Raw genomic sequence first — 22,201 nt, 5'->3', positions numbered from 1 at the left:
ACGGCAAGGACGGCGAGCTATCAAATGGCTAGGAGAGTGGACTCAAAATGGTACGGTAGCGGTGAACCAGGCGCGCACGTTGGATGACTTGCCATCGGCATCTTCCCCCTTCGCCCCCGGCGCCGGGTTACGGCCGATCTTGCGCGCCACCTGCAACTGCAGCACGGTACCGTTCACGCCGCGCCAGTTCGCCCCCAGGCCCGCGCCTTTGAGGGTGTAGCTGTTGCCCGGCCCGTTTTCGGCCAGCGCACCAGCATACAGGCCCTTGTTCAGGCGCACATGGCCAACGTCCACGAAGGCCGATAGGTCGGTGCGCAGCTGCTGCAACTCGTAGTGCAGCTCCGTGGCCAACACGTGTCCTTCGTCGCCGCTGGCCTCGCCTGCCGGGTAAGCGCGCACGCGTCCCGGGCCACCCAGCGAAATTTTCTCGCCCGATTCCAGGTTGCGCGACGCGAACTGCCCGCTGGCGTTCAGCAGCAAGCCGAAGTTGCCGGCCAGGCGCTGGAAACGGCCGAGCGAATAAGCCAGGTGGGAAAAACGGCCCTCCGTGCGAGCGCCGACGGCATCGGCGGCGGCCGACGCGGCGTTGCCGCCGAGATCCAGGTGGCCCAGGCTGAGTTCCAGGCTGGCCTGGGTCATGGCGTCCTGCTCCTGGCGGCTGAAAGTCACTGCCATCGGCAGTACTTTCACATGCTTGTCGCTGCTCTGCACGCCATTGGCAAAGTTCTCGTAACGCTTGTCGTCAAAGCCGGTGCGCAGCTGGACATTGGTGCTGCGGCTGCGCAGCAGCGGATAGGTGGCGATCAGTTGCGCCACCGACGCCGTGCCGTGCGCGTCCAGCGCCTTGAAGTCCTCGCCCAGCTTGTAGCGCATGCGCGAGAAGGCGGCGCCGGCTTTCAGGCCTTTGAAGCCCATCGGCGCCACATAGCCTGCGCGGCCGTAGCGGAAGCCGTCGCCGGCGGTAGAGGCGAGCAGCGACAACTGGCCGCCATGGCCGCCCAGGTCGTTCAATGCAGCGTTGCCGGTCAGGCGCGTGGCGCCGGTATAGCGATTGCTGGAATTGTCCAGGCTCAGGGCGCCGCTGGCCAGCGGTCCTTCGCTCAATTGCACGGCCAGGTCCGACTCGCCAAGGCCTTCTCCCTGGCTCAACTCGGCGCGCGCGCCCATGCCTGGCAAATCCTGCGTCAGCAGCAGGGCGCGCTCGAGGCGCTGCTCCTGCACCGGCTGGCCCGGCGGCACCAATGCATCGAGGTAGCGCCGCGCGATCTCCGGCCGCAGGCGTACAGCGCCGTCCGGCACCAGCCGCAGCTGGGAAATCCTACCTTCCAGCACCTGGATGGTCACCTCGCCACCGCCGATTTCCTGCGCCGGCAGGACTGCGCTGGCGACGAAATAGCCGTGCGTGCGGTAATGGCTCGTCACCGCGTTGCACGCCTGCTGCAATTCGGCGAAGCTCAGTTCACGCCCGGTAAACGGCGCAAGGACGCGCTGCAACTCGGACGGATCGAAAGCACTTGCACCTTGCAGCGCAAAGCGCCGCACCATCACTTTCTGCGCACCTTCCGGGGCAAGGCCCGGCACGGGGGCCGCATCCGGCACCACTTTTCCGGTCGCCGACGGCTGGCGCACCAGGGCCGGCGGGCGGTTCTGTTCGAGGATGCGGCCAGCGTCCGGCAAGGCTTGCGACTGTGCCAATGCGAGGGCCGGGGCGCCGAGGATGGCGAGCGCCAGGCTGTTCTTGGTATGTTTCTGCACTTCTTGTTCCCTGCTTCTTATCAGTTAGGTGCGCCGGCGCCGTTCACGCCGCCGCCGCGTACCGTTACGCGGCTGCCGCCGCCGATGGTGTACTCACGCGTTTCGCCCGCGTTTTGCGGCGTGGCGGCGGCTGCATTGTTCGCGGCCCGCACTTTCGCGCGCTGCAGCAAGTCCGACAGCCAGCCCCACTTGTCCAGGGTCGCCGTGCCGCCACCGCTGTTGACGGCTGCGACCGGCGCCTCGACCAGGGGATCGCTGTCGCTGGCCAGTTGCGTCCACACGTGCGCCCCCTGCCCCAGCGAGCCTTGCTGCCCTGGCAAGGACTGCCTTGCCGTATTGCCGATGAGGTTCTCGATCTGCTGCGGCACGCGTTTCACGGTCATCACGCCGTTGACGTAATTGACCGCATAGTTGGCCAGGCTGTTGCCCTCAATGACGATCGCATAGCCGCCAGGAGCCGACTCGCGGGCCGCAGCGGTACTGGTGCGCACATCACCCAGCAACGCGGCCGTATCGCCGCCAACGAAGCCGCTGGCCTGCCACGTCAGGGACGGGTTGCTCTCGCCATAGGCGCGCACCTGGTCGTCCGCCTTCACGATCAGTTGCGCCTGGGTGATCGTGCCGCGGGCAATTACCGAGCTGTCTGCCAGCACATAGTTCGATGCCAGCCCGCTGCCATCGGCAAGGCGGTAACCGCTGGCAATCACCTGCTTGCCGGTGCCGGCGTTGCGGTTATCGAATTGCACGCTCGCCGGCCCGTGCAGCGACAGGCTTTCGCCGTCGACCAGGCCGGACAAGGTCCCGACGTTCGACAGGACGGCATTACTGCTGCCATCATAGGCCTTGTTCGCCACGCTCACGCCACTGATCGACACCTGGCGTGGATCGATGCGGCCCGCCAGCGTCACATCCGCCGGCAGCACGTAGTTCGACAGGGCGGTGCCGGCGTTGGCGTTCACCGCTCCGGGGGCCAGATTTGCCTTGACGCTGCTGGCGCCTGCCACGTTGGCGCTGTTGTATTGCCCCTGCAGCGCACCGACCGAGGCCCCCTCGCCGGCTGCAAAGCCAGCCAGGCCGACCTGGCCCGCCGCCACCAGGGCTGAGGTGCCGCCGTCGTACGCCTTGCCCGCAACGCCGTTGACCACGGCAGCCAATGCCTTCGGCGTAATCGACGCCACGGTAGTTGCGCTATTGTTGCTGACTACATAATTGCCGGCATCCGCGCCGGCCAGCGCGATGCCGGAAACGGAAATCGCCTTGCCGTTGCCCGCGTTCTTGTCTGCGAAACCGGCATTGCCGCCTACCTGCAGCCGGTCGCCTGCAAGACGGTCGTCGGCAAAGGTCACGCTTGCAGCCAGCGAACCGTCGTACACCTTGTCCAGGCCGGCCGCGCTGACCACCAATGCGCGCGGAGCAATGCTTGCCGTTGCATTGGCAACGAAGGATACGGCGTAATTGCCGGCATCTGCGCCGCCGAGGCTGAGGCCGGACAGGACCACTGCCTTGCTGCTGCCGGCGTTTTTGTCGGCAAAGCTGCCTATGCCTCCAGTCAGTGCCAGCTGGTCGCCTGCCACACGGTCGTCCCCCAGCAGGGTCACCGAGGTGGCGGTGCTGCCGTCGTAGATCTTGTCGGTTGCAGCGACGTTGGCAGTCAGGACGCGCGGCGTAATGGCGCCGGTGCCGGCCAATGTGGTGGAAGCCAACTGGTAATTGCCGGCATCGCTGCCGGACAAGGCCAGCCCGGCCACTGTCAACGCCTTTGCGTTACCGGCATTCTTGTCGGCGAAACTGCCGCTGCCGCCGATTGCCAGCACGTCTCCCGCCACGCGGTCGTCCCCGAAGCTGGCCGCTACCGCGGTGCCGCCATCGTAAACCTTGCTGCCCTGCGCGCTGACGTTGAGCGTGCGGGGCGTGATATCTGCCGTGGCGCTGACGCTATTCGAAGCCAGCGCATAGTTGCCGGCATCGGCGCCTGACAGCACCAGGCCGCTGACAACGACAGTCTTGCCGCTGCCCGCGTTCTTGCCGGCGAAAGCGGCATTGCCGCCCACCGACAGCTGGTCGCCAGCCATGCGGTTGTCGGTAAAGCTTGCGCTGGCGGACAAGTTGCCGTCATACACCTTGTTCGAAACCAGCGTGCCCACCGTCAGCGAACGTGCAGTGATACCACCGGTGGCAGCGGCATTGGAAGATGCCAGCACATAGTTGCCGGCATCGGCGCCGCCGATGGAAATGCCGCTGACGCTGATCGCTTTGCCAGTGCCGGCATTCTTGTCGGCGAAGCTTGCGCTGCCATAGCCAAGCGAGATCGCATCGCCGGCCACACGGTCGTCGCCCAGCGTCACGGCAGCGGCCATGCCCTGGTCATACACCTTGTTGACACCGGTGGCCGTTGCGTTCAGGGTGCGTGCGCCGATGTCGGCCCTGGTGGCAAGCGAGCCCGATGCCAGCACGTAGTTGCCGGCATCGGTGCCGGACAGCGTAATGCCGCTCACGCCGACATCCTTCGCGATGCCCACGTTCTTGTCGGCAAATGTCGCGTTGCCGCTCACCGACAGCACGTCGCCGCCGACGCGGTCGTCGCCAAAAACCACTGCCGCAGCGCGGCTGCCGTCGTACACGCGGTTCACGCCGGTGGCCGTCACCACCAGCGTGCGTGCCGCGATATCCGCGATACCAGTGACAGTGCCGGACGCCAGCACATAGTTGCCCGCATCGGCGCCGCCCGTGATGGAAATGCCGCTCACGTTGACGGTCTTGCCGGTGCCGGCATCCTTGTTGGCGAAACTGGCGCCTGCGCTGCCCAGCGACACGATGTCGCCGTTCAAGGCGTCGCTTGCCAGACCGACTGCCGCATCGCTCGTCCCGTCATAGGTCTTGCCGCCGCCGGTCATGCTGACATTCAGCGTGCGGCGCACGATATCCGCCTTGGTTGCGGCCAGGCTGGACGAGAGCACATAATTGCCCGCATCGCCCCCCGACAGGGAAATGCCGGTCACGCTGACATCCCTGGCGTTGCCCGCATTCTTGTCGGCGAATGCGGCATTGCCGCCGATCGACATCACATCGCCGGCCACGCGGTCGTCGCCGAATGCCACCGTAGCAGCCTGCGTGCCGTCGTACACCTTGTTGTGGCCGGTCGCCGTCACATGCAGCGTGCGTGCCGTGATCGCGGCCGTGGTGCTGGCAGTCGGCGCGGCCAGCGAATAGTTGCCCGCGTCGGCACCGGTCAGTACCAGGCCGCTGGCCGTAACGGTTTTGCCGGTGCCTGCGTTCTTGTCGGCGAATACGGCATTGCCCGAAACCGTCAGCACGTCGCTGCCGAGCCGGTCGTCGGCAAAGGTTGCAGTTGCCGACACGCCGCCGTCGTACACTTTATCGGAGGCGCTGACGCCAACCACCAGCTGGCGCGCCGTGATACTGGCCGTGGCCGAAGCGGAGGTCGATCCCAGCACATAATTGGCCGCATCGGCGCCGGACAGCGAAAGGCCGCTCACCTGCACGCCCTTGCCGGCACCGACGTTCTTGTCCGTGAATTCAGCACCGGCGTAGTTCACGGCAAGCGCGTCGCTGCCCAGGCGATCGTCGCTGAACGAGGCATTGGCATTGGCCGAGCTGTCGTACACCTTGTCGGCGGCTGCGGCGTTCACGTGCAGCATGCGCGGCGTGATGTCGGCGCTGGTGGTTGCGGTGGTCGAGCCAAGCGAATAGTTGCCGGCGTCGGCGCCGGACAGCGACAGGCCAGCGACCGTCACGCCCTTGCCGTAGCCCGCGTTCTTGTTGAAGAACTTGCTGGACGTGTAACTTGCACTCAACTGGTCCCCGGCAATCCGGTTATCGGCCAGCGTCACGGATGCGGAATCCAGGCCGTCGTAGACCTTGTTGATGCCTGTCGCCGTCACGCTCAGCTGCCTCGGGGTCACTGTCAGCTGGCCGCCGCCATTGAACGTGATGTTATAACCCAGTTTGCTCGCCAGGTCGCCCTGGTTCAGGGCATAGGTGCCGGCGTTCCTGGTAAATCCGGTAGCGCCGGCAGAACCCGTAAGGTCGTACGAGTCGCCATCGATATAGCCCTTGACGTTATTGGCAAACGCCGGCAAGGCACCGGTGCCGTCGTACACCCTGGATGCCGATTGCGGAGTAACGACGAGGGTTGGCGATTCCTTGTACATGAACCAGTTGCCGCCACCGGCCGTATAAGCCGGCGCGACGGTGTCGTACGCCTGGTTGTAGTGCTTGCTGTAGCCGCTCATGCCCTCCAGCGTATTCTGGGTTGTATCGGAATACACGTGGTAGTAGCCGTTGACGCCGCCCTGCAGCGCGCTGCTGCCCGCGTTGTTGATGAAGCTGCCGCCCGAGGAACCATGGGCAGCCACGGTGACAGTCACGCCGCTGCCAGCAGAACCAACCAGGCTGCCGCCCGCGTTGATCACGATATCGCTGCCTGCGCTCGTCCCGCGGTTGATCACCGTAACGCGCCGGCCGCTCACTGCGCCGCCAACGGTGATGTCGCCGCTGTCATGGTTGGCCTGGCCGGCGCCCGTATGGATGGTCATGTTGACGTCGCCGGCGCTGATGGCTGTGCCGTCCGCCACCGTGATCGCCGCCTTGCCTGCGCTGCGGTAGCCGTTGACTACGCCGGCGGCGGTACCGGCATTGGCCACGACGTCAAGCGCGCCGCCCATCGTGATGTCGGACTTCAGGTCGACGCTGCGGCCAGCCTGCAGGGTCAGCCGGCCATTGCCTGCGGCATTGATCGCGTTGCCCGCATCCCAGGTGATGTCGTTGTTCGCCTGCAGCGTGATGTCCGTGCCGTCGGCCAGCGCCGCTGCAAGCTTTTGTGCGTCCACTGCGGCGTTGACGCCCGCCTTGGGATAGCCTTGATTGAATGCCAGGGACCCGCCGGCCGGGGCCGGCAGCAGGCGGAACAGGCTGACCGCGCCGGTCCACGGATCGTTGCCGTCGGCCGCACTGGCACGCGGCTGCGCGATCGCCATGGCGTCGCCGGCCCCGTTCATGGCGACGGCAAAGCCGAAGTTGCCGAATTCGTCGATATCCAGGCTGGCATTTGCGCCCTGCAGGTATTCGCGCCCGATGACCGCGGTCACGGCAGGGGATACGAAGTTGCCGCTGTAATCGATGATGCGCACCGCGCCCGGACCGGTGGTCGCGCTGCCAAGTCCGCCATTGCTCGGCGAACCGACTGCCAGTCGCGTACCGGCATCGTTCATGGCGAGGGAAGCGCCAAAACTTTCGCCTTCGACCAGGGCGATATCGAGCTTGCTGCCGCCCTGGCCGATCGTGCCGGCCAACACCGGTGTATCGAACGGCGTGGTGTACAGGTAAACCGTTCCGCGGGCATTATTCTCGCCAGGGGCTCCGACTGCCAGCTGGGTGCCGGCATCGTTCAGCGCCACGGCCGTACCGTACTGAACGTCGGGCGCCGTACCGCCGCTCAGGGTTTGCGCATACGCAAAGGTGCCTGCCGTGGCCTTGTACAGTTCAACCTTGTTGTTGTACAAGGCGCCGACTGCCAGCTTGTCGCCGGCCCCGTTCAGGGCGACCGACACGCCGAAGGCATTGCCGCCCGGGTCGACAGCCGTGATGGTCTGCTTCAATACGGGCGCCGTGAAGCTGCCGCCGAAGGCGAAGGTATAGACCTTGCCCGCCAGGTCTTCGCCCAACGCGCCCACAGCCATGACCGTGCCGGAGCCGTTCAGCGCGACCGCGGTACCGAAGGAATCGTTGCCGGTCAGCTTGGCCGACATATTGTAGTTGTTACCCCCGGTGTAGCCATAGCCGATGGTTCCCGCCAGCGTGCCGCCGCTGAACTTGTCGTCGCTGAAGGTGAACAGGCGCACCGCGCCATAGGTCACCCCGGCAGCGCCGCCGTTGCCGGCGTCGAATGGTGCGCCAACGGCCAGCCCCTTGCCGTCGGAAGTGAGCGCCACGCTGGAGCCGAAGGTGTCGCCTGTGTTCAGGCCGGCCACATCCTGGTTCTTGCCGCCGCTGAAGCCCTTGCCGATTGCCGCCTCGAAGGTCCACTGGTTGGCGAAACTGCCGATCACGATATTCTTCGGGTCCAGCAGCAGGCTGCCGCCTTTGCCGATCTCGAGCCGCTCCAGGCCCACATGGCGCAGGTCCTCATGCGAAGAGATCTCCACCGCACCGCCGCGCGACTGGCCGCCGGCCTTGACGGCGCCCAGCATGGTGGTCTGCCGGTCCGACCAGACAATCGCGGTGCCGCCCTGGCCTGCCCAGCCGCGCGCCGAGACGTCCAGCACGGTGCTGTCGTTGAGGAAGGTGGCGTCGGCATTGCCAATGCCGGCCGTGCTCCCCCAGCGGGCGGTAAAGCGATCCGCATCCGGCGCATCGTCGCGCCTGGCGCCGCCCTGGAATGCGCCGCCTACGCGTACCAGGCCGCCCTGGGTGGCGCCCGAAGCATCGACTGTGGCGCCCATCAGGCGCACGTCGGCGCCGCTGATGTCGACGCGGCCGCCTTTGCCTGCGATGCCGCGTGCCGCCTGGCGGCCGGAAGACAACAGGCTGCCGCCCGCGCGCAGCGACACGGTGCCGCCGTCCGTTGCGCCGCTGGCGTCGGCCGACGCCGCATTGCTCTCCACCAAGCTGGCGCCGGAGGACAGGCTGATATTGCCGCCCAGCCCGTTCCTGCCCGCAGCGGACAAGGCCGACGCCGCAGACAGGTCGCGCTCCGCCTTCACTTCAATGGCGCCGCCACGCGCGCCGTCGCTGCGAACGGCGAGATCGAGCGCGACGAAACCGCCTTCGACCTGGATCCTGCCCCCTTGCCCCCGGCTGGCCGAAGCATCAAGCTGGCCTGCGTGCACCTGGCCGTCGCCGACCAGGCGGATCGTTCCGCCGTCGGCAAGCAAGCCTCGCGCCTGTACCAGGCCGGCGTTATTGACGGTGGAGCGCGCCAGCGCATCGGCAGCTTTGGCTGTCAGCACCACCTGGCCGCCGTCGGCTTGCAGTAGGCCCTTGTTTTCAGCCAGCGCATCAAGCGCGCCCTTTTCCACGCGCACGGCAATCAAGCCATCGCCGCGGAAGTCCAGGCTGATCGCATTGCCCGCCGCCAGCGCAACGCTGCCGCCCTGCGCCTTGATGGCGCCGGTATTGGAGACTGCCGGCGCCAGCAGCGCGACAATCCCGCCGTCGGCATTGATGCTGCCCGCATTGCGCACGGCGGCCATGCCGCTGCCGCTGAAGTTGTAGCTGCCCGACAGGAAGGACTGGTCCGAAATGCCAAGGCTGGTGGCAACCAGGCCGCCCACGTTGACCTGGGCGCCAGCGCCGAACAGCACGCCCTGCGGATTCACCAGGAACACCTTGCCGTTGGACGACAGCCTGCCGAAGATCGCGCTTGCCTCGCCGCCCACCACGCGGTTCAATGCCACGGCCGATGCGTTGGGCTGGTTGAAACGCACCAGTGCCTCGGCCCCGATGTTGAAACCCTGCCAGTTCATGATCGCCTGTTGCGTGGCCTGGCTGACAGTCATGCTGTTGCCCTGCACATTCACGCCCGCCTGGCCGGCCACCAGCTGCATGCCGTTCGGCAGTGCGTTGGCCGGCGGCGCCCCGGCATTGGCCGCTCCCGCCATCGCGAGGCTGCCCGCCAGCACGGCGACGGCACGGCGGCGAACGCCGCCCTTGCCGTGGCTGCGCGAGCCTTCGGCAACGGCGACCCAGCAGCGGTGCAGCGTGCTCCAGACGAGGCGGTAAAAACGGTTGGCGGAGGCGTGTTTGTGCATGGTGTTTCCTTAAACGTGCAGGTTGAAGTCGGCGCGCAGCGTCACGCGGGCGCCCTGGCGCGCCGCCGGCTGCAGGTACACCAGCTGGCGGCCTGTCGCTTCATTTTCGATTTCATAGCTGCCTGCCTTGACGGCCGGCTGGGCGGCGGCAGAGAACACCACCGTAAATTGCCTGGCCTCCGCGCCCTCCGGTGCGAGCCTGGAACTCACAACCGCCTCCACCATGATGGGCAGCGCGCGGTACTCCGGATGGTTCAGCCAGAACTGCCGCCCCACCAGGCTTTCCGCGGCGCCGCGGCTCCAGGCAAAGCCGCTGCCGCCCTCTTGCGCGCGCACGGCCGGTGCGCCCAGGCCAAGGCCCGCCGCCAGCAAGGATCCGCCGCCCGCCTTCAACAGGGTGCGCCGGGAAGTCACTCGATCAGTCATCATTGTTCTCCCATTCCATGGTCCGGTGCATGCCGGACATTCCAGTTTCCTTGAAGCCGAGGCGCCTATACAGCGTCCCGGCCCGATTATTCAGTGCTACGTGCAGGCGCAGCGGCAGTCCCGCGCCGCAGGCTTCGCGCTGCAGGCCGTGCAGCAGCACGCTGCCGATGCCGCGTCCGCACCATGCCGGCAACAGTGCAATGTCGACCAGCCAAAGCGCCCCGCCCGACTGCGCCAGCACCATCCGGCCGACTGCGGCGCCTTCGCATTCAACGATGTCGAAGCGGGCGTCCGGAAAGTCTTGCAGGTATGAGTGCCGCTGCGCGACGAACTGCATGTCGAGCAAGGACTGCAGCATCGGCTGCGCCAGGCCGGGCAACTCGTGCAGCCGCACTGCGCCGAACAGCCCGCGCAGGAACTCGTGGTCCCCGCCCGACTCGGGGCGCAACGTCACGTCCATCAGGAACGCGGCGGGAACACGCCCTGCAACGCGATACAGAACGCCATGCCCAGGTAAGGCTGGCAATTGTTATGCGGCTGGCTGCCGCCGGCCGTGGCCAGGACATCCGGGCGCATCGGCTGCATGCCGCTGGTGGTCTTGCTGTACACCTGGTTCGACACCGCCGATTTGGCAAAGCCGCTGGAAGGGCCAGGAGCCATCTGGTCGGCCGCCACCGTCGTCGCCTGCAGATTGTGGCTATGCGCCGGCACTTCCGTTTCCTGCAGGGTGACGTATGCACTGCCGCCGCTTTCGCCAAGGTAGCGCGGCGACAGGCCAGCGCCCTGGCCCGGATGCAGCGGCGTGCGCCCGTTCAGGTCGGGCAAGGCGAAGGTGCTCTTGCCGTCGCCGCCGTAAGTGGTGCCCAGCAGGGAAAACAGCGCCGTGTTCTGCGCGATGGACATGATCTGGCCGTCGCACCTGGCCCAGCCCTGCGGCACGACACTGCCGGGGAACATGCGGATTTCTGCTACAAATGCTGACGTCATCGGACGCTCCTCAGTTAGGGTTCGGGAAGACCCCGTACAACGAAATGATGAAATGAAGGCCCAGGTACGGCGCCATGTTGTCGTGCGGCTGCGAAGCGCCGGCCGGGGTGATGGCGTTGGCGGCCATGGGCTGCACATTGTTGTCGGAACGGCCGTAGATGGCCGAGGCGCTCGTCACGGTCGCGGCGGGGAAGCCGGTAAAGTTGGTGAAGGCCCCGCTTCCGCGCTCGCTGCTGCCGACGATGGTGTGCGTATGGTTCGGGATCTGCTGCACGGTCAGGGTCACCGACTCGGCGCCGCCCTTCTCGCCGATCTGGATGCTGCGGCCCGACAGCGTGCCGTTGTGCACCGGCACCCGCCCCTGCATGTCCGGCAAGGCAAAAGTACTCTGGCCGTCGCCGCCATACGTGGTGCCGATCAGCTGGAACAGCGTCTCGTTTTCAGAAATAGCCATCAGCTGGCCGTCGCAGAAGGCCCAGCCGGCCGGCGCGAAATTACCGGCAAACAGGCGAATTTCGCCGACATAGGGATCAGACATGATCGCCTCCGATTAAGTAGATGAAGGAAATACGCCCTGCAGCGCAATGATGAAATTCAGCGCCAGATAGGGTTGCGTGTTCTCGTGCGCCTGCGAGCCGCCGATGCTCGACACCTGGGTCGGTACCAGGCCGACATTGGGGCTGCCGTTGAAGACATCGGCACTCAGGCGGCCCTTGCGCGCCAACAGCGCGCCATTCGGGTCGCTGCTGCTGGCCAGGGCCGTACTGGCGTTCAAGCGATGGCTGTGGGCGGGCAGCTCGGCCTGGGTCAGCGTGTGCGCAAACTCGCCTCCCGCCTGGCCGCGCATCATGGTGTCGCCGTCGTGCACCGGCATCCGGCCGCGCAGGTCCGGCAGCGCGAAATTGACCCGGCCGTCGCCGCCATAGGTGGTCCCCAGCAGGGAGAACAGGGCCTGGTTTTGATTAATTGGCAATAATTGCCCATCGCACTTCGCCCAGCCTTTGGGCGCATAGTTAAATGAGACGAGCCTGATCTCGCTCAGGTATGGCTCTGCCATAAGAACTCCTGGTGGGTTAATTGTTAAATGTGGCGTGGTATTGCACACGGCTGCCATCGCGGCCAGCCGGCCGGATTGGCCGGCGGCGCGACTTCCGGCAGGGTCAGCGTCAGCGGGGTGGCGGCGATGGAGAATGCGGCCCCGAGGCGGGCCTGGAAGTAGCTTACAACTGTCGACACGGCAATCCTGATTGCTTTCTAATATTGAAAAAACTTCACATTGTACGATGAAATTTCCTTAAGCTGGATTACATTTTTGACATAAACCGATATGGTTTTGCTACAACAACGGTTTCAAATAGTGAAACGCAAGTGATTGCAAAGTTTATACTTGCCGGGATGTAGTCCGTCTCTCCTACGGCGTGAATCGTCATGAACCGTAATTTCCTGGCCACCTGTTTCGGCGCCTCACTTGCCATTTATGCACGGCTGGTGTACGCCACCTCCACAGTCGTCATCGGGGCCGAGGATGATTGGGCCCCCTATTCGTCGGCGCCCCGGCAGCACGCGCAGGGATTCGCAGTGGACGTGGTGCGCGAAGCCTTTGCCCTGGCAGGAGTCCAGGTCGAGTTCAGAGCCCTGCCCTATTCGCGCTGCATGGCTGAAACGCGTACCGGCCAACTGACAGCATGCTTTGACGCGGTGCCGAATAGCCTGATCAGGCCGCATTACCTGTGGCCGCGGATGCCGCTGTTTTCGACCCGTATGAATATCTACGCGCGCTCGGGCTCGATCCAGCGTGGCCTGCGCGCCAAAGACCTGGAGGGACACACCGTCGGCGTACAGCGGGACTATGAGTACGGTGAGGAATTCGACGTCAACACGCGGATCCGCCGCCGCGTGGTGGACAAGAACGAATATGGATTCCGCATGCTGATGGCCAATCGCATCGAGTACATGGCGGCCGAAGAGCGTATTGCCAACGCCCTGTTCCGCAGCAAGCCAGGTGAATTCGCCGGGCGTTTCACGCTGGTGGGGACAGTCGCTACCCCCGACCTGTTCATCGCTTTCAGCAAGACCGCGCCGGGCAGCAGCGAGATGCTGGAGCGATTCAACCAGGGCTACGACAGGCTGCTCAATTCGCCGCGCTACAAGCAGATCGAAAACCGGTGGTTCAAATGACCCGCTCGATCGCCGCTCGCCTGTTGCGCATCATCTTCGGCTGCTACTTCATCGTGACGGTGGTGGTGACCGTTATCCAGCTCACCGCGGAGTACAGGCATACCCGTACCCGCGTCGAGAGCGAAATCGAAGCCATGCAGCACACCTTCGGCCCCGGCATCGCCGACGCCATGTGGCGCTTTAACGATGACATCATGCGCGGCATCCTGGCCGGCATGAAAGAGCTGCCGATCGTGGTGGGGATCAAGGTCGTCGACGACCAGGGCAAGCTGGTTCGCGCTGTCGGCACCGTGCTCGACGACCAAGGCAGGCATATGCAGGCCCAACCCGACGGCCGCCTGGCGCCGCCGTCGGGCAACGACGGCCTGTTCGGCCAGATCTTCAGCCGCGAATTCCCGATTTCGTACAAGCTTGAAAACGGCACGCCGCAGGAAATCGGCAAGTGGACAGTCTATTCCAACCGGCGCATCATCCTGGGCCAGGTCGAGTACGGCTTCTTCCTGATCCTGGTGAATTCAGTGATCAAGACCCTGGCGCTGTGGTTCATCTTCGTGCTGGTGGTGCGGCACTGGCTGGGCAAGCCGCTGCAGCAACTGAGCGACTATGTCGGCCACCTGAACATCGACAATCTTGGCAGCACGCCGCTGCAGCTGCAACATGGAGGCAACACGGAACTGGACCTGCTGGCCAACAAGATCAACGAAATGCGCGAGAACATCCTGACCGGGCTGTCGGAGAGGGCCGTGCTGTACGAAGAACTGGCCGTCCTCAACGAATCGCTGGAACGGCGCGTGGCCGAACGCACCGAAGCGGCGCGGCATGCGCAGGACGAACTGGCGCGCAGCGAGCGGCTGGCGGCCCTGGGTTCGATGGTGGCCGGCATTGCGCATGAACTCAACACGCCGATCGGCAACAGCCTGGTTGCCGCCAGCACCCTGCACGACAAGATCGATGCACTGGGCCGGCGTTTCGAGGGCGGCCTGCGGCGCTCGGACATGCAGCAGTTCCTCGACGAAGCCGACGGCATCGGCCTGCTCCTGACGCGCAACATCGAGCGCGCGGCCAGCCTGGTATCGAGCTTCAAGCAGGTGGCTGTGGACCGCACCAGTTCCCAGCGCCGCAAGTTCGACCTTGGCGCGGTCATCCAGGAGAACATGAACACCTTGTCGCCGGTGCTGCGCAAGACGCCCTACCAGATCACGGTGGACGTTGCTGCCCTGGTGGCGATGGACAGCTACCCCGGCCCGCTGGGCCAGGTACTGGCAGCCCTGGTGAACAACGCCATCATGCACGGCTTTTACAATCGCGATCACGGCCGCTTGTCGATCACCGTGCCGGTGCCTTCCGGCGAGCAGGCCGAGATCGTCATCAGCGACGACGGCGCCGGCATCGCGTCCGGCCACCTCAATCGCATCTTCGATCCCTTCTTCACCACCCGCATGAGCGAAGGCAGTTCAGGGCTGGGCCTGAACATCGTGCACAATATCGTCACCACCATCCTGGGCGGCAAGATCCACGTCGACAGCATGCCCGGCGTGGGCACTACCTTCCGCATCACGATCCCGCTGGATGCGCCGATGCACCACGAAGAACCGATTATTCCGCGGGCCTGAGCAGGACCGGCACTTCCTTGAAGGCCGGCGTGGCCGAACCGCGCGCCACCAGCTCCGGGGAAATCAGCGGCGTCAGTTCGGGGAAATAGCCGAACACGTCGCCATCGGGCACGTCATACTGCACCAGCTGGTAGCCGCTGCATGTGCGCGCGATGCCGTCCGGGGATGCTGCGTGCACGTCCACCAGTTGGCCGTCGCGCAGGCCGAGGCGCGCCATCGTCGCAGCGGAAATGAACAGCACCTTGCGCGTGTGGTGCACGCCGCGATAGCGGTCCACCTCGCCCGTGGTGTCGCGATAGACGGTGGTGTTGTACTGCCGGTGCGCGCGCACAGTGGCCAGGCACAGTACCTCGTCGCCAAAGGATGCGCGGGCACGGCCCATGATGGTGTCCTGCGGCAGCGCGATAGCGGTGAATTGCGCCTTGCCGCTGGCAGTCTTCCAGTCGCGGTTGCGCGCGCTGTTCGGCAGGTGGAAGCCGCGCGGCTGCGCGATGCGGTCGTTGTATTGCTCAAAGCCCGCCACGGCGGTGCTGGCGACCTGTTCGATCAGCGACCGCGTCACGCGGTAATCGCTGCCCATGGCCTGCCAGTCGATGCCGGGCGTCGGCGCGCCTGCCGCCAGCGTATGGCGCGCCAGCTCGGTGACGATATGCGGCTCCGAACGCAGCTTGGCGCTGGCCGGGTCGCTGCGCCCAGCCGAGGCGTGCACCATGCTGGCCGTGTCTTCCACGCTGACGAACTGGCGGCCGCCCTGCTGCTCGTCGCGCTCGGTACGGCTCAGGCAAGGCAGCAGCAAGCCGACCTGTCCCGGATGCAGGTGGGTGCGGTTCAGCTTGGTCGCGATATGCACCGTCAACTGCAACCGCTCCATCGCCTGCAGCACGCGCGGCGTATCCGGCCCGGCCACGGCAAAATTGCCGCCCAGGCCAAGGAAGGTATGCACCGAGCCGTCCATGATGCCCTTGATGGCCGCTACCGCGTCGAGGCCATGCTCGGCCGGCGGCGTAAAGCCGAACACACGTTGCAGGCCCTCCAGCCATTCCTTCTTTGGCCGGTTGGTCACGCCGACAGTGCGGTCGCCCTGCACGTTCGAGTGGCCGCGCACCGGCATCAGGCCGGCGCCCGGCTTGCCCACATTGCCGCGCAGGAGCATCAGGTTGACCAGCATCTGGATCGTCTCGATCGCATGCTCGTGCTGGGTCAGGCCCATGCACCAGGTGGCGATGGTGGCCCTGGAGGCGATATAGATTGCCGCCGCCTTTTCAATCTGCTCGCGCGGCAGGCCGCTATCCTGCTCCACCTGCTGCCACGACTGCGCACGCACGGCGGCGGCGAATTCGTCGAAACCGCTGGTGTGGCGCGCGATGAAATCGCGGTCCAGCACCTTGCCGCCCGCATCCTCCGCCTCCAACACGGCCTTGCACATGCCGGTAATGGCCGCCAGGTCGCCGCCCACGCGCACCTGGAAATACTCGCTGGCGATGCGGGTGCCGCGGCCGGTCAGGGTCTCGAGCGGCGATTGCGGATCGGCGAAACCGCGCAAGCCCGGCTCCAGCATCGGGTTGAAGGCAGCAATGCGGCATCCGCGCAGCGAAGCTTCGCGCAAGTCGCCCAGCATGCGCGGATGGTTGGTGGCAGGGTTCTGGCCGAATACGAAGATCGCCTCCGCATGCTCGAAGTCCTCGCGCGTGACGGTGGACTTGCCCACGCCCAGTGTCGTGCCCAGCGCCATGCCGGACGACTCGTGGCAGTAGTTGGACGAGTCGGGCATGTTATTGGTGCCGAACGCGCGCGCGAACAATTGATAGGGGAACGCAGCCTCGTTGCTGCTGCGGCCAGACGCATAGAACACGGCGCGGCCCGGCGCATCGAGTGCACGCAGCGCGCCCGCAGCGAGCTTGAACGCCTCATCCCATTCGATTTCGCGGTAGGTATCGCTGGCACGGTCGTACAGCATGGGCGCGGTCAGGCGGCCAAAACCCTCCAGCTCCCACTCGGCGCGGGTACGCAGCGCCGCCACAGGATTGGCCGCAAAGAATTCCGGGGTGGCGCGGCGTGCCGTTGATTCATGCGCAATCGCCCACGCGCCCTGTTCGCAGAAATCGACCGCCTTGTCCTTGGGCGAATCCGGATAGGCGCAACCCGGGCAATCCACCCCGCCCGGCTGGTTCAATTGCGGCAGTACTTTCAACGCCGGCAGCGGGCTGTTGCTGCGCAATGCCTTGGCGGTGCCATGCAGCGAGCCAAGGCCGCCAGCGGGTTTGTCGTAGAAGCGAATCGGATGCTGCACAAGAATCTCCGGCCATTCTGTCAAGCCCGCGATGTTAACATATGAAAGTCGGGGTCAGGTCTGGCAATCGGACAAAAAGCGGACAAAAAGCGCACGAGCGTTCAGAGAATGGCGGATTGCCAGACCTGACCCCGACTTTTGGCTTGCTACTGTTGAGTTGCCTTGTGACAACGAGGCCTGCGGCGCGGTAGCTGGGACGGTCGTGTTTGATTTATACTTCGCCTGCGCCTTATACCCGCGCAACGTTTCCTACTGGCCAAACCCTCGCCTGGCATGTTCTCCTTTCAGGAGATGGTTGTGCGCCAAATTCCCAGAATCCAGACGTTCAAGTTCAAGATTTCAGCCCTGCTGGTGCTGATGGTCATGGTCGCCACTGCCCTGGTTGCCGGCGTTTCCTTGCTGGTGGCGGAGCATGAGATGCGCAAGGTGATCGCCGCGCAGGAGATGTCCATGCTGTCGAGTGCCGCTGCCTACCTCGACCGCGACATAACTTCCAAACAGCAAGTTTTGCGGGTGCTGGCTGAGAGCTTGCAGGCCGAGCCAATCGCGCCGGCCAAGGTTCAGGCGCAGCTCGAGTTGCGCGGGGCGCTGCGCGACGAGTTCTTCAACGTCACGGCCTACGATCCCGACGGCAAGCTGGTGGCCAACCTGCAGGACCGCCGCATGATTGGCAAACTCAATAGCAAAAACCGCCAGTACTTCCGCGACACCATCGCGGCCCAGGAAGGCATCGTCTCGGCGCCGTTCCGCAGCGTGCTGTCCGGCCGGCCGGTGCTGGCAATCACGCAACCGGTGTTCCGCCGCGATGGCAATATCGACTACGTTCTGGTGGGGACCATCGACCTGCAGCGCCCTGCCTTTGCCGGCCAGTTGAACGCCCTGCGCGGCAAGGCCGAAGGCTATCTGTTCATCCTGACCGCGGACGGCACAATGCTCTACCATCCCGACCAGAGCCGCGTGCTGACCCAGGCGGCCGGGCCGGGCACGCTTGGCCAGGTCGTGCTGGCCGATGCGGATGGCTGGCGGGAGGACGCCGTCGATGACGGCAGGCCGGTGCTGCTGGCGCACAAGCGCCTGAAGAAGGCTGACTGGACGATTGCCGTCTCCTTTCCTGTCCGCGATGCTTTCGCCTCCATGGCCAGCCTGCGCTGGCGCGCCCTGCTGGCCGCCTCGGTGGTGGCCCTGGTGGCTGGTCTGGCGGCATGGCTGCTGATGCGCGCCCTGCTGTCGCCCCTGTACAAGCTGTATGGCCAGGTGCGTGCCTTCGGCCGCGGCACCATCGATATCGAACAATTCAACTCCGGCAAGCCCGATGAATTCGGCCACCTGAGCCGCGCCTTTTACCAGGTTGCGCGCCAGCAGCAGATGGCCGAGCGTAACCTGCAGCGCCTGGCCACTACCGATCCGCTGACGGGCGCGCACAACCGCCGCATGTTCGATGAATTCTTCCCGCAGGCGCTGAAGCGCGCCATTCGCGCCGGCCAGCAGATCGGCCTGGCCGTGCTCGACATCGACTATTTCAAGGGCATCAACGATAACTTCGGCCACCAGGCCGGCGACGCCGTGCTGGTGCAGTTTGCCGATCGCCTGCGCAATGCCGTGCGCAGCACCGATACCGTGGCGCGCATCGCCGGCGATGAATTCGTGATCGTGTTCGAACATCTGGAGGCCGGCCACGACGTCAACCTGCTGGGGCAGAAAATCGTAGCGGCCATGCAGGCACCGTTCGTGGTCAACGGCCGGCCGCTGAACGTCACCGCCAGCATCGGCATCGCCCTCACCACCGAGCTGCCGGCCGACGTCGACAAGGTGATGCTGGCCGCCGACCAGGCCCTGTATTGCGTCAAGGCCGCCGGCCGCAACGGCTTTGCCGTCAATACTGTCGGCGCCGAGCGCATCCTGTCGGTGCGCGATTTTGCAGCGCCTGCCAAGGCCGACAAGGGCGAGAAGAAGAGCTGGCCGTCCAGCCGCTTCTGATCAATGCGGCGACGGGATCGACGCAGGCCGCACCTGCGATTGCGCCATGCCGGACATGCTGCGGCACTCGCTGGCGCAGCGGCGGCAGGCGATTGCGCAATCCTTGCAATGCTCGTGCGTGTGCTGTTCGCACTCGTCGGCACAGGCGTCGCATATATCGGCACAGGCTTCGCACAGGCTTGACGCCAGCTTGCTGCCGCGCTGCATCAGGCCGACGCATACGCGGCACACCTGTGCGCAATCGATATCGGTGGCAATGCAATGGGCCAGGCTGGCCACGTCCTGCTCCTGCAGGCAGCTGGCGGCGCAGTGGTCGCAGGCAGCGGCGCAATCATTGCAGGCTTCGATGCAGCTCTGGTACTGTTGCTGGGTCATGATGGCCTCCTTTCGGAAAGGGCCAGACTAGCACTCACGGGGCTTGGGGCGCGCACAGCTTGCTCCATGCGGAACTCGCCGACCAGGGCCACCAGCGTTGCCGCCTGCTGCTGCAAGCTTTCCGCCGCGGCGGCAGCCTGCTCGACCAGGGCGGCGTTTTGCTGCGTCACCCCATCCATCTGGCTGATGGCCTGGTTGACCTGGCCGATGCCGGTGCTCTGCTCACCGCTGGCCGCGCTGATCTCGTGCACAATTTCGCTGACGCGCCGCACGCTGGCCACCACTTCGTCCATCGTGGTGCCGGCTTGCGCCACCAGCGCACTGCCCGCATCCACTTCGCCCACCGAGCTGCCGATCAGCTCCTTGATCTCCTTCGCCGCGGCAGCGCTGCGCTGGGCCAGGTTGCGCACCTCGCTGGCCACCACTGCAAAGCCGCGCCCCTGCTCGCCGGCGCGCGCCGCCTCCACCGCCGCGTTGAGGGCCAGGATATTGGTCTGGAACGCGATGCCGTCGATCACGGAAATGATGTCCACCACCTTGCGCGAGGAATTGTTGATCGAGGCCATGGTGTCGACCACCTGCGACACCACCTGGCCGCCCCGCATAGCCACCTCGGATGCCTGCGCAGCGAGCTGGTTGGCCTGGTGCGCATTGTCCGCGTTCTGGCGCACGGTGCTGGTCAACTGTTCCATCGTGGCGGCAGTCTCCTCCAGCGCACTGGCTTGCTGCTCGGTGCGTGAGGACAGGTCGGTATTGCCCTGCCGGATTTCAGTGCTGGCCGTGGCCACGCTCTCCGACGATTCTCGCACCCGCGCCAGCACCGAATGGATCTTGGCCACGAAAGTATTGAAGCCGGTGCCAATGACGGCCAGCTCATCGTTGCCGCGCACCTCCAGCCGCGCACGCAGGTCGGCATTGCCGCTGGCAAGGCCAGTCATCGCGTCGGCCAGCTCCCGCACTGGCCGCATCAGCCGGAACAGCACGGTCACCAGGATAAGCCCCATTGCCACTGCGCAGACCAGGGAAACCAGCAACGTGTATTTCAGCAGTTCGCGCGCCGGCGCAGTTGCCACCGCATGCGGGAAGCTCATCTTCACCGCCCACGGCGCGATATCGGGGTGCAGCGTCAACGGTTGAATCAGGTGCACCATGTCACCCTTGTCGGTGTACTCATAAGGCTGGCCGGTACGGATCGCTTCCAGGCCTTCCTTCGGGATGTCGGAGGCGGCCTTGCCGATCAAGGCTTCGCTGGGACTGCTGGCATACAGGCCGCCGTTCGACACCAGCGCCAGGCGCCCGCCTTCGATCGACTTCAGGCCTTTGAGGATTTCACCCAATCGCGTCAGCATGAAGTCGGCGCTGGCTGTGCCGCGGAATTCGCCGCCGATCATGATCGGGGCCACCAATGACGCCATCAGCACGTCCTTGCCGTTCACCGGATAGGAATACGGTTCGGTGAAGAACACCTTGCCGGTACGCTTCGGTATGTCGTACCAGTCGTTGGCCCCCGGCTTGGGATCGAACACGATCGGCTCCACATTGGTGCCGCCGCCCGCCGCCTTGGTGTAGTAAGGCATGTAGCGCCCGCTGGCGTCGAATTCAGGCTTCTTGCCGGCGTATTCGGCATCCTTGCTGTCCAGCGCATTCGGTTCCCAGGTGACGGCGGCGCCAATCAAGTCTTCCGAACCGAGCACCACGGTCTTGGTAATCTCACCGGTTTGTTCACGCGACAGCGGCAGGTTTGCGCCGCGCGTGGCACGCTGGGTAGCGCCAAGCTGGATGACGGTCGCCAGGTTGCGGACGATGCGCGACTGCAGGGCCGACGCAGCCGCTGCGGCCTGGGTGCGCGCCAGGTTCATCGCATCGCGTTCGGCCGTGCGGCTGGCCTCGTACCCGGTCACTGCGGCGGTAATGGCCAGGCTGAGCACCACCAGCGTCGTAGCCGTGATATTGATCTTGGCATTCAGTGAGAGGTTCGACAACATGCGACGCTCCTCAGAAGGTCTTGGCGACAGTCAGGACAAAAGTGGCTTTCTCCGTGTTCGAAAAGGCCAGGTGGCCATTGGCATCGGGCACGCCGCTGGTGTATTCCCGGTATACATTGGTGGCGCCCCAGCCGCGCGTGACGGCGGCAGCAACCGACCAGCCCCCTTCCAGCGCCTTGGTCACCCCGGCCTTGGCATCGCGCCAGTCCCAGATGTCGTTGCCGGCTCCGCCGACGCGCGCATCGCCCGCATGCAGGTTGAGCGTATAGCCGTTGCCGAGGTCCTGATTCAGGCCGATATCGAGGTAGCGCGTGCCGCGCCCGTGCGTGATGCCGAAGAAATGCGGGCTGACCGTGTAGTTGTATTTGACGTAGGCAGACTTATACGTCAGGCCCAGCGACAACTCGGTGTAGTTGAAGGTGGTATCGGTGGCGCTGACCTTGGCGCCCGGATACAGGTACTCATACAGGATCAGGCTGTAGCCGATATCGCCCCTGGTAACCGAATAGCCGGCGTACAGATCCCATTCGATCTTTGCATTTTCAATAAACTTGTCGCTGACATTCGAGGCCCAGGTGCCGGCGACCAAGCCGCTGGGATGGACATAATCGACGCCAATTTGCAACGCCGGCTTGTCCCACGTTTGCCGGATGCCGCGTGAGACATATTGGCTGGCAAAAGTAACGGTAGTGGTAAGTGTAGGCGCTGGCGCTGGTGCTTCCTGCGCCATGACCGCGTGCGGCAGCAAGGCCGCCAACCAGAAGCAGCGTTTCATCACACCCTCGCTTTCTTATTGTTTGGGGAGATGCAAACAATACTATCAGGCTATGCGGAGTAGCTCCAAAC

Annotated in this window: 15 protein-coding genes; 3 read left to right on the top strand and 12 right to left on the bottom strand. The window is 65.1% G+C overall.

Translation table 11 applies throughout. The features are described 5' to 3' along the window. Positions 1-42 precede the first annotated feature (42 nt). From ACN9MW_RS14360 to ACN9MW_RS14325, 8 genes are read right to left on the bottom strand one after another with little or no spacing between them, the layout of a single operon-like run. Positions 43-1,755 (bottom strand): ShlB/FhaC/HecB family hemolysin secretion/activation protein, encoded by a 1,713-nt coding sequence (locus ACN9MW_RS14360; RefSeq protein ID WP_426171671.1) that lies wholly within the window; start codon positions 1,753-1,755, stop codon positions 43-45. A gap of 20 nt (positions 1,756-1,775) precedes the next feature. Beyond that, the gene (locus ACN9MW_RS14355) at positions 1,776-9,524 is read right to left on the bottom strand and encodes a YDG domain-containing protein (RefSeq protein WP_426171669.1); all 7,749 of its coding nucleotides are present in this window, start codon (positions 9,522-9,524) and stop codon (positions 1,776-1,778) included. Between the two features lie 9 nt (positions 9,525-9,533). Further along, positions 9,534-9,953 (bottom strand): DUF6916 family protein, encoded by a 420-nt coding sequence (locus tag ACN9MW_RS14350; protein ID WP_426171667.1) that lies wholly within the window; start codon positions 9,951-9,953, stop codon positions 9,534-9,536. Continuing rightward, the gene (locus ACN9MW_RS14345) at positions 9,943-10,410 is read right to left on the bottom strand and encodes a GNAT family N-acetyltransferase (RefSeq protein ID WP_426171665.1); all 468 of its coding nucleotides are present in this window, start codon (positions 10,408-10,410) and stop codon (positions 9,943-9,945) included. Before ACN9MW_RS14345 ends, ACN9MW_RS14350 begins: the two co-directional genes overlap by 11 nt. Next, entirely contained in the window at positions 10,410-10,937 is a 528-nt protein-coding gene (locus tag ACN9MW_RS14340) for a phage tail protein (RefSeq protein ID WP_426171664.1), read from the bottom strand. Before ACN9MW_RS14340 ends, ACN9MW_RS14345 begins: the two co-directional genes overlap by 1 nt. Before the next feature lie 10 nt (positions 10,938-10,947). Then, entirely contained in the window at positions 10,948-11,475 is a 528-nt protein-coding gene (locus tag ACN9MW_RS14335; protein ID WP_426171663.1) for a phage tail protein, read from the bottom strand. 12 nt (positions 11,476-11,487) lie between these two features. Then, positions 11,488-11,994 (bottom strand): phage tail protein, encoded by a 507-nt coding sequence (locus tag ACN9MW_RS14330; RefSeq protein ID WP_426171661.1) that lies wholly within the window; start codon positions 11,992-11,994, stop codon positions 11,488-11,490. A gap of 23 nt (positions 11,995-12,017) precedes the next feature. Continuing rightward, complete coding sequence (locus ACN9MW_RS14325; protein ID WP_426171660.1) at positions 12,018-12,173, bottom strand: hypothetical protein; 156 nt, start codon at positions 12,171-12,173, stop codon at positions 12,018-12,020. Between the two features lie 192 nt (positions 12,174-12,365). Here ACN9MW_RS14325 and ACN9MW_RS14320 point away from each other — a divergent pair, with 192 nt between their 5' ends. Together ACN9MW_RS14320 and ACN9MW_RS14315 are read left to right on the top strand one after the other, a co-directional pair. Further along, entirely contained in the window at positions 12,366-13,115 is a 750-nt protein-coding gene (locus ACN9MW_RS14320) for a substrate-binding periplasmic protein (RefSeq protein WP_426171659.1), read from the top strand. After that, positions 13,112-14,728, top strand: coding sequence for a sensor histidine kinase (locus ACN9MW_RS14315; protein ID WP_426171657.1), 1,617 nt, complete (start codon positions 13,112-13,114; stop codon positions 14,726-14,728). Before ACN9MW_RS14320 ends, ACN9MW_RS14315 begins: the two co-directional genes overlap by 4 nt. Here ACN9MW_RS14315 and ACN9MW_RS14310 read toward each other — a convergent pair. Next, positions 14,712-17,018 (bottom strand): FdhF/YdeP family oxidoreductase, encoded by a 2,307-nt coding sequence (locus ACN9MW_RS14310; protein ID WP_426171655.1) that lies wholly within the window; start codon positions 17,016-17,018, stop codon positions 14,712-14,714. The genes ACN9MW_RS14315 and ACN9MW_RS14310 overlap by 17 nt on opposite strands. A 297-nt stretch (positions 17,019-17,315) precedes the next feature. Here ACN9MW_RS14310 and ACN9MW_RS14305 point away from each other — a divergent pair, with 297 nt between their 5' ends. Beyond that, a complete protein-coding gene (locus ACN9MW_RS14305) occupies positions 17,316-18,995 on the top strand; it encodes a diguanylate cyclase domain-containing protein (protein ID WP_426171653.1) in 1,680 nt (559 codons plus the stop codon). Here the strand turns inward: ACN9MW_RS14305 and ACN9MW_RS14300 are convergent, their stop codons facing one another. From ACN9MW_RS14300 to ACN9MW_RS14290, 3 genes are read right to left on the bottom strand one after another with little or no spacing between them, the layout of a single operon-like run. After that, positions 18,996-19,370, bottom strand: a complete 375-nt coding sequence (locus ACN9MW_RS14300; protein WP_426171651.1) for a four-helix bundle copper-binding protein — start codon at positions 19,368-19,370, stop codon at positions 18,996-18,998. After that, positions 19,367-21,355: a methyl-accepting chemotaxis protein gene (locus ACN9MW_RS14295; RefSeq protein ID WP_426171649.1), complete on the bottom strand. Its 1,989-nt coding sequence runs from the start codon at positions 21,353-21,355 to the stop codon at positions 19,367-19,369. The genes ACN9MW_RS14300 and ACN9MW_RS14295 overlap by 4 nt, the downstream gene beginning before the upstream one ends. Positions 21,356-21,365: 10 nt before the next feature. Further along, positions 21,366-22,130: a TorF family putative porin gene (locus ACN9MW_RS14290; RefSeq protein ID WP_426171648.1), complete on the bottom strand. Its 765-nt coding sequence runs from the start codon at positions 22,128-22,130 to the stop codon at positions 21,366-21,368. Positions 22,131-22,201 lie beyond the last annotated feature (71 nt).

Origin of the sequence: Pseudoduganella sp. R-34 (genome assembly GCF_049904655.1) — a bacterium.
In the GTDB taxonomy this organism is placed as follows: domain Bacteria; phylum Pseudomonadota; class Gammaproteobacteria; order Burkholderiales; family Burkholderiaceae_D; genus Rugamonas.
Note: the sequence above shows the minus strand (reverse complement) of the source record. Positions and strands in the feature narration are given on the sequence as shown.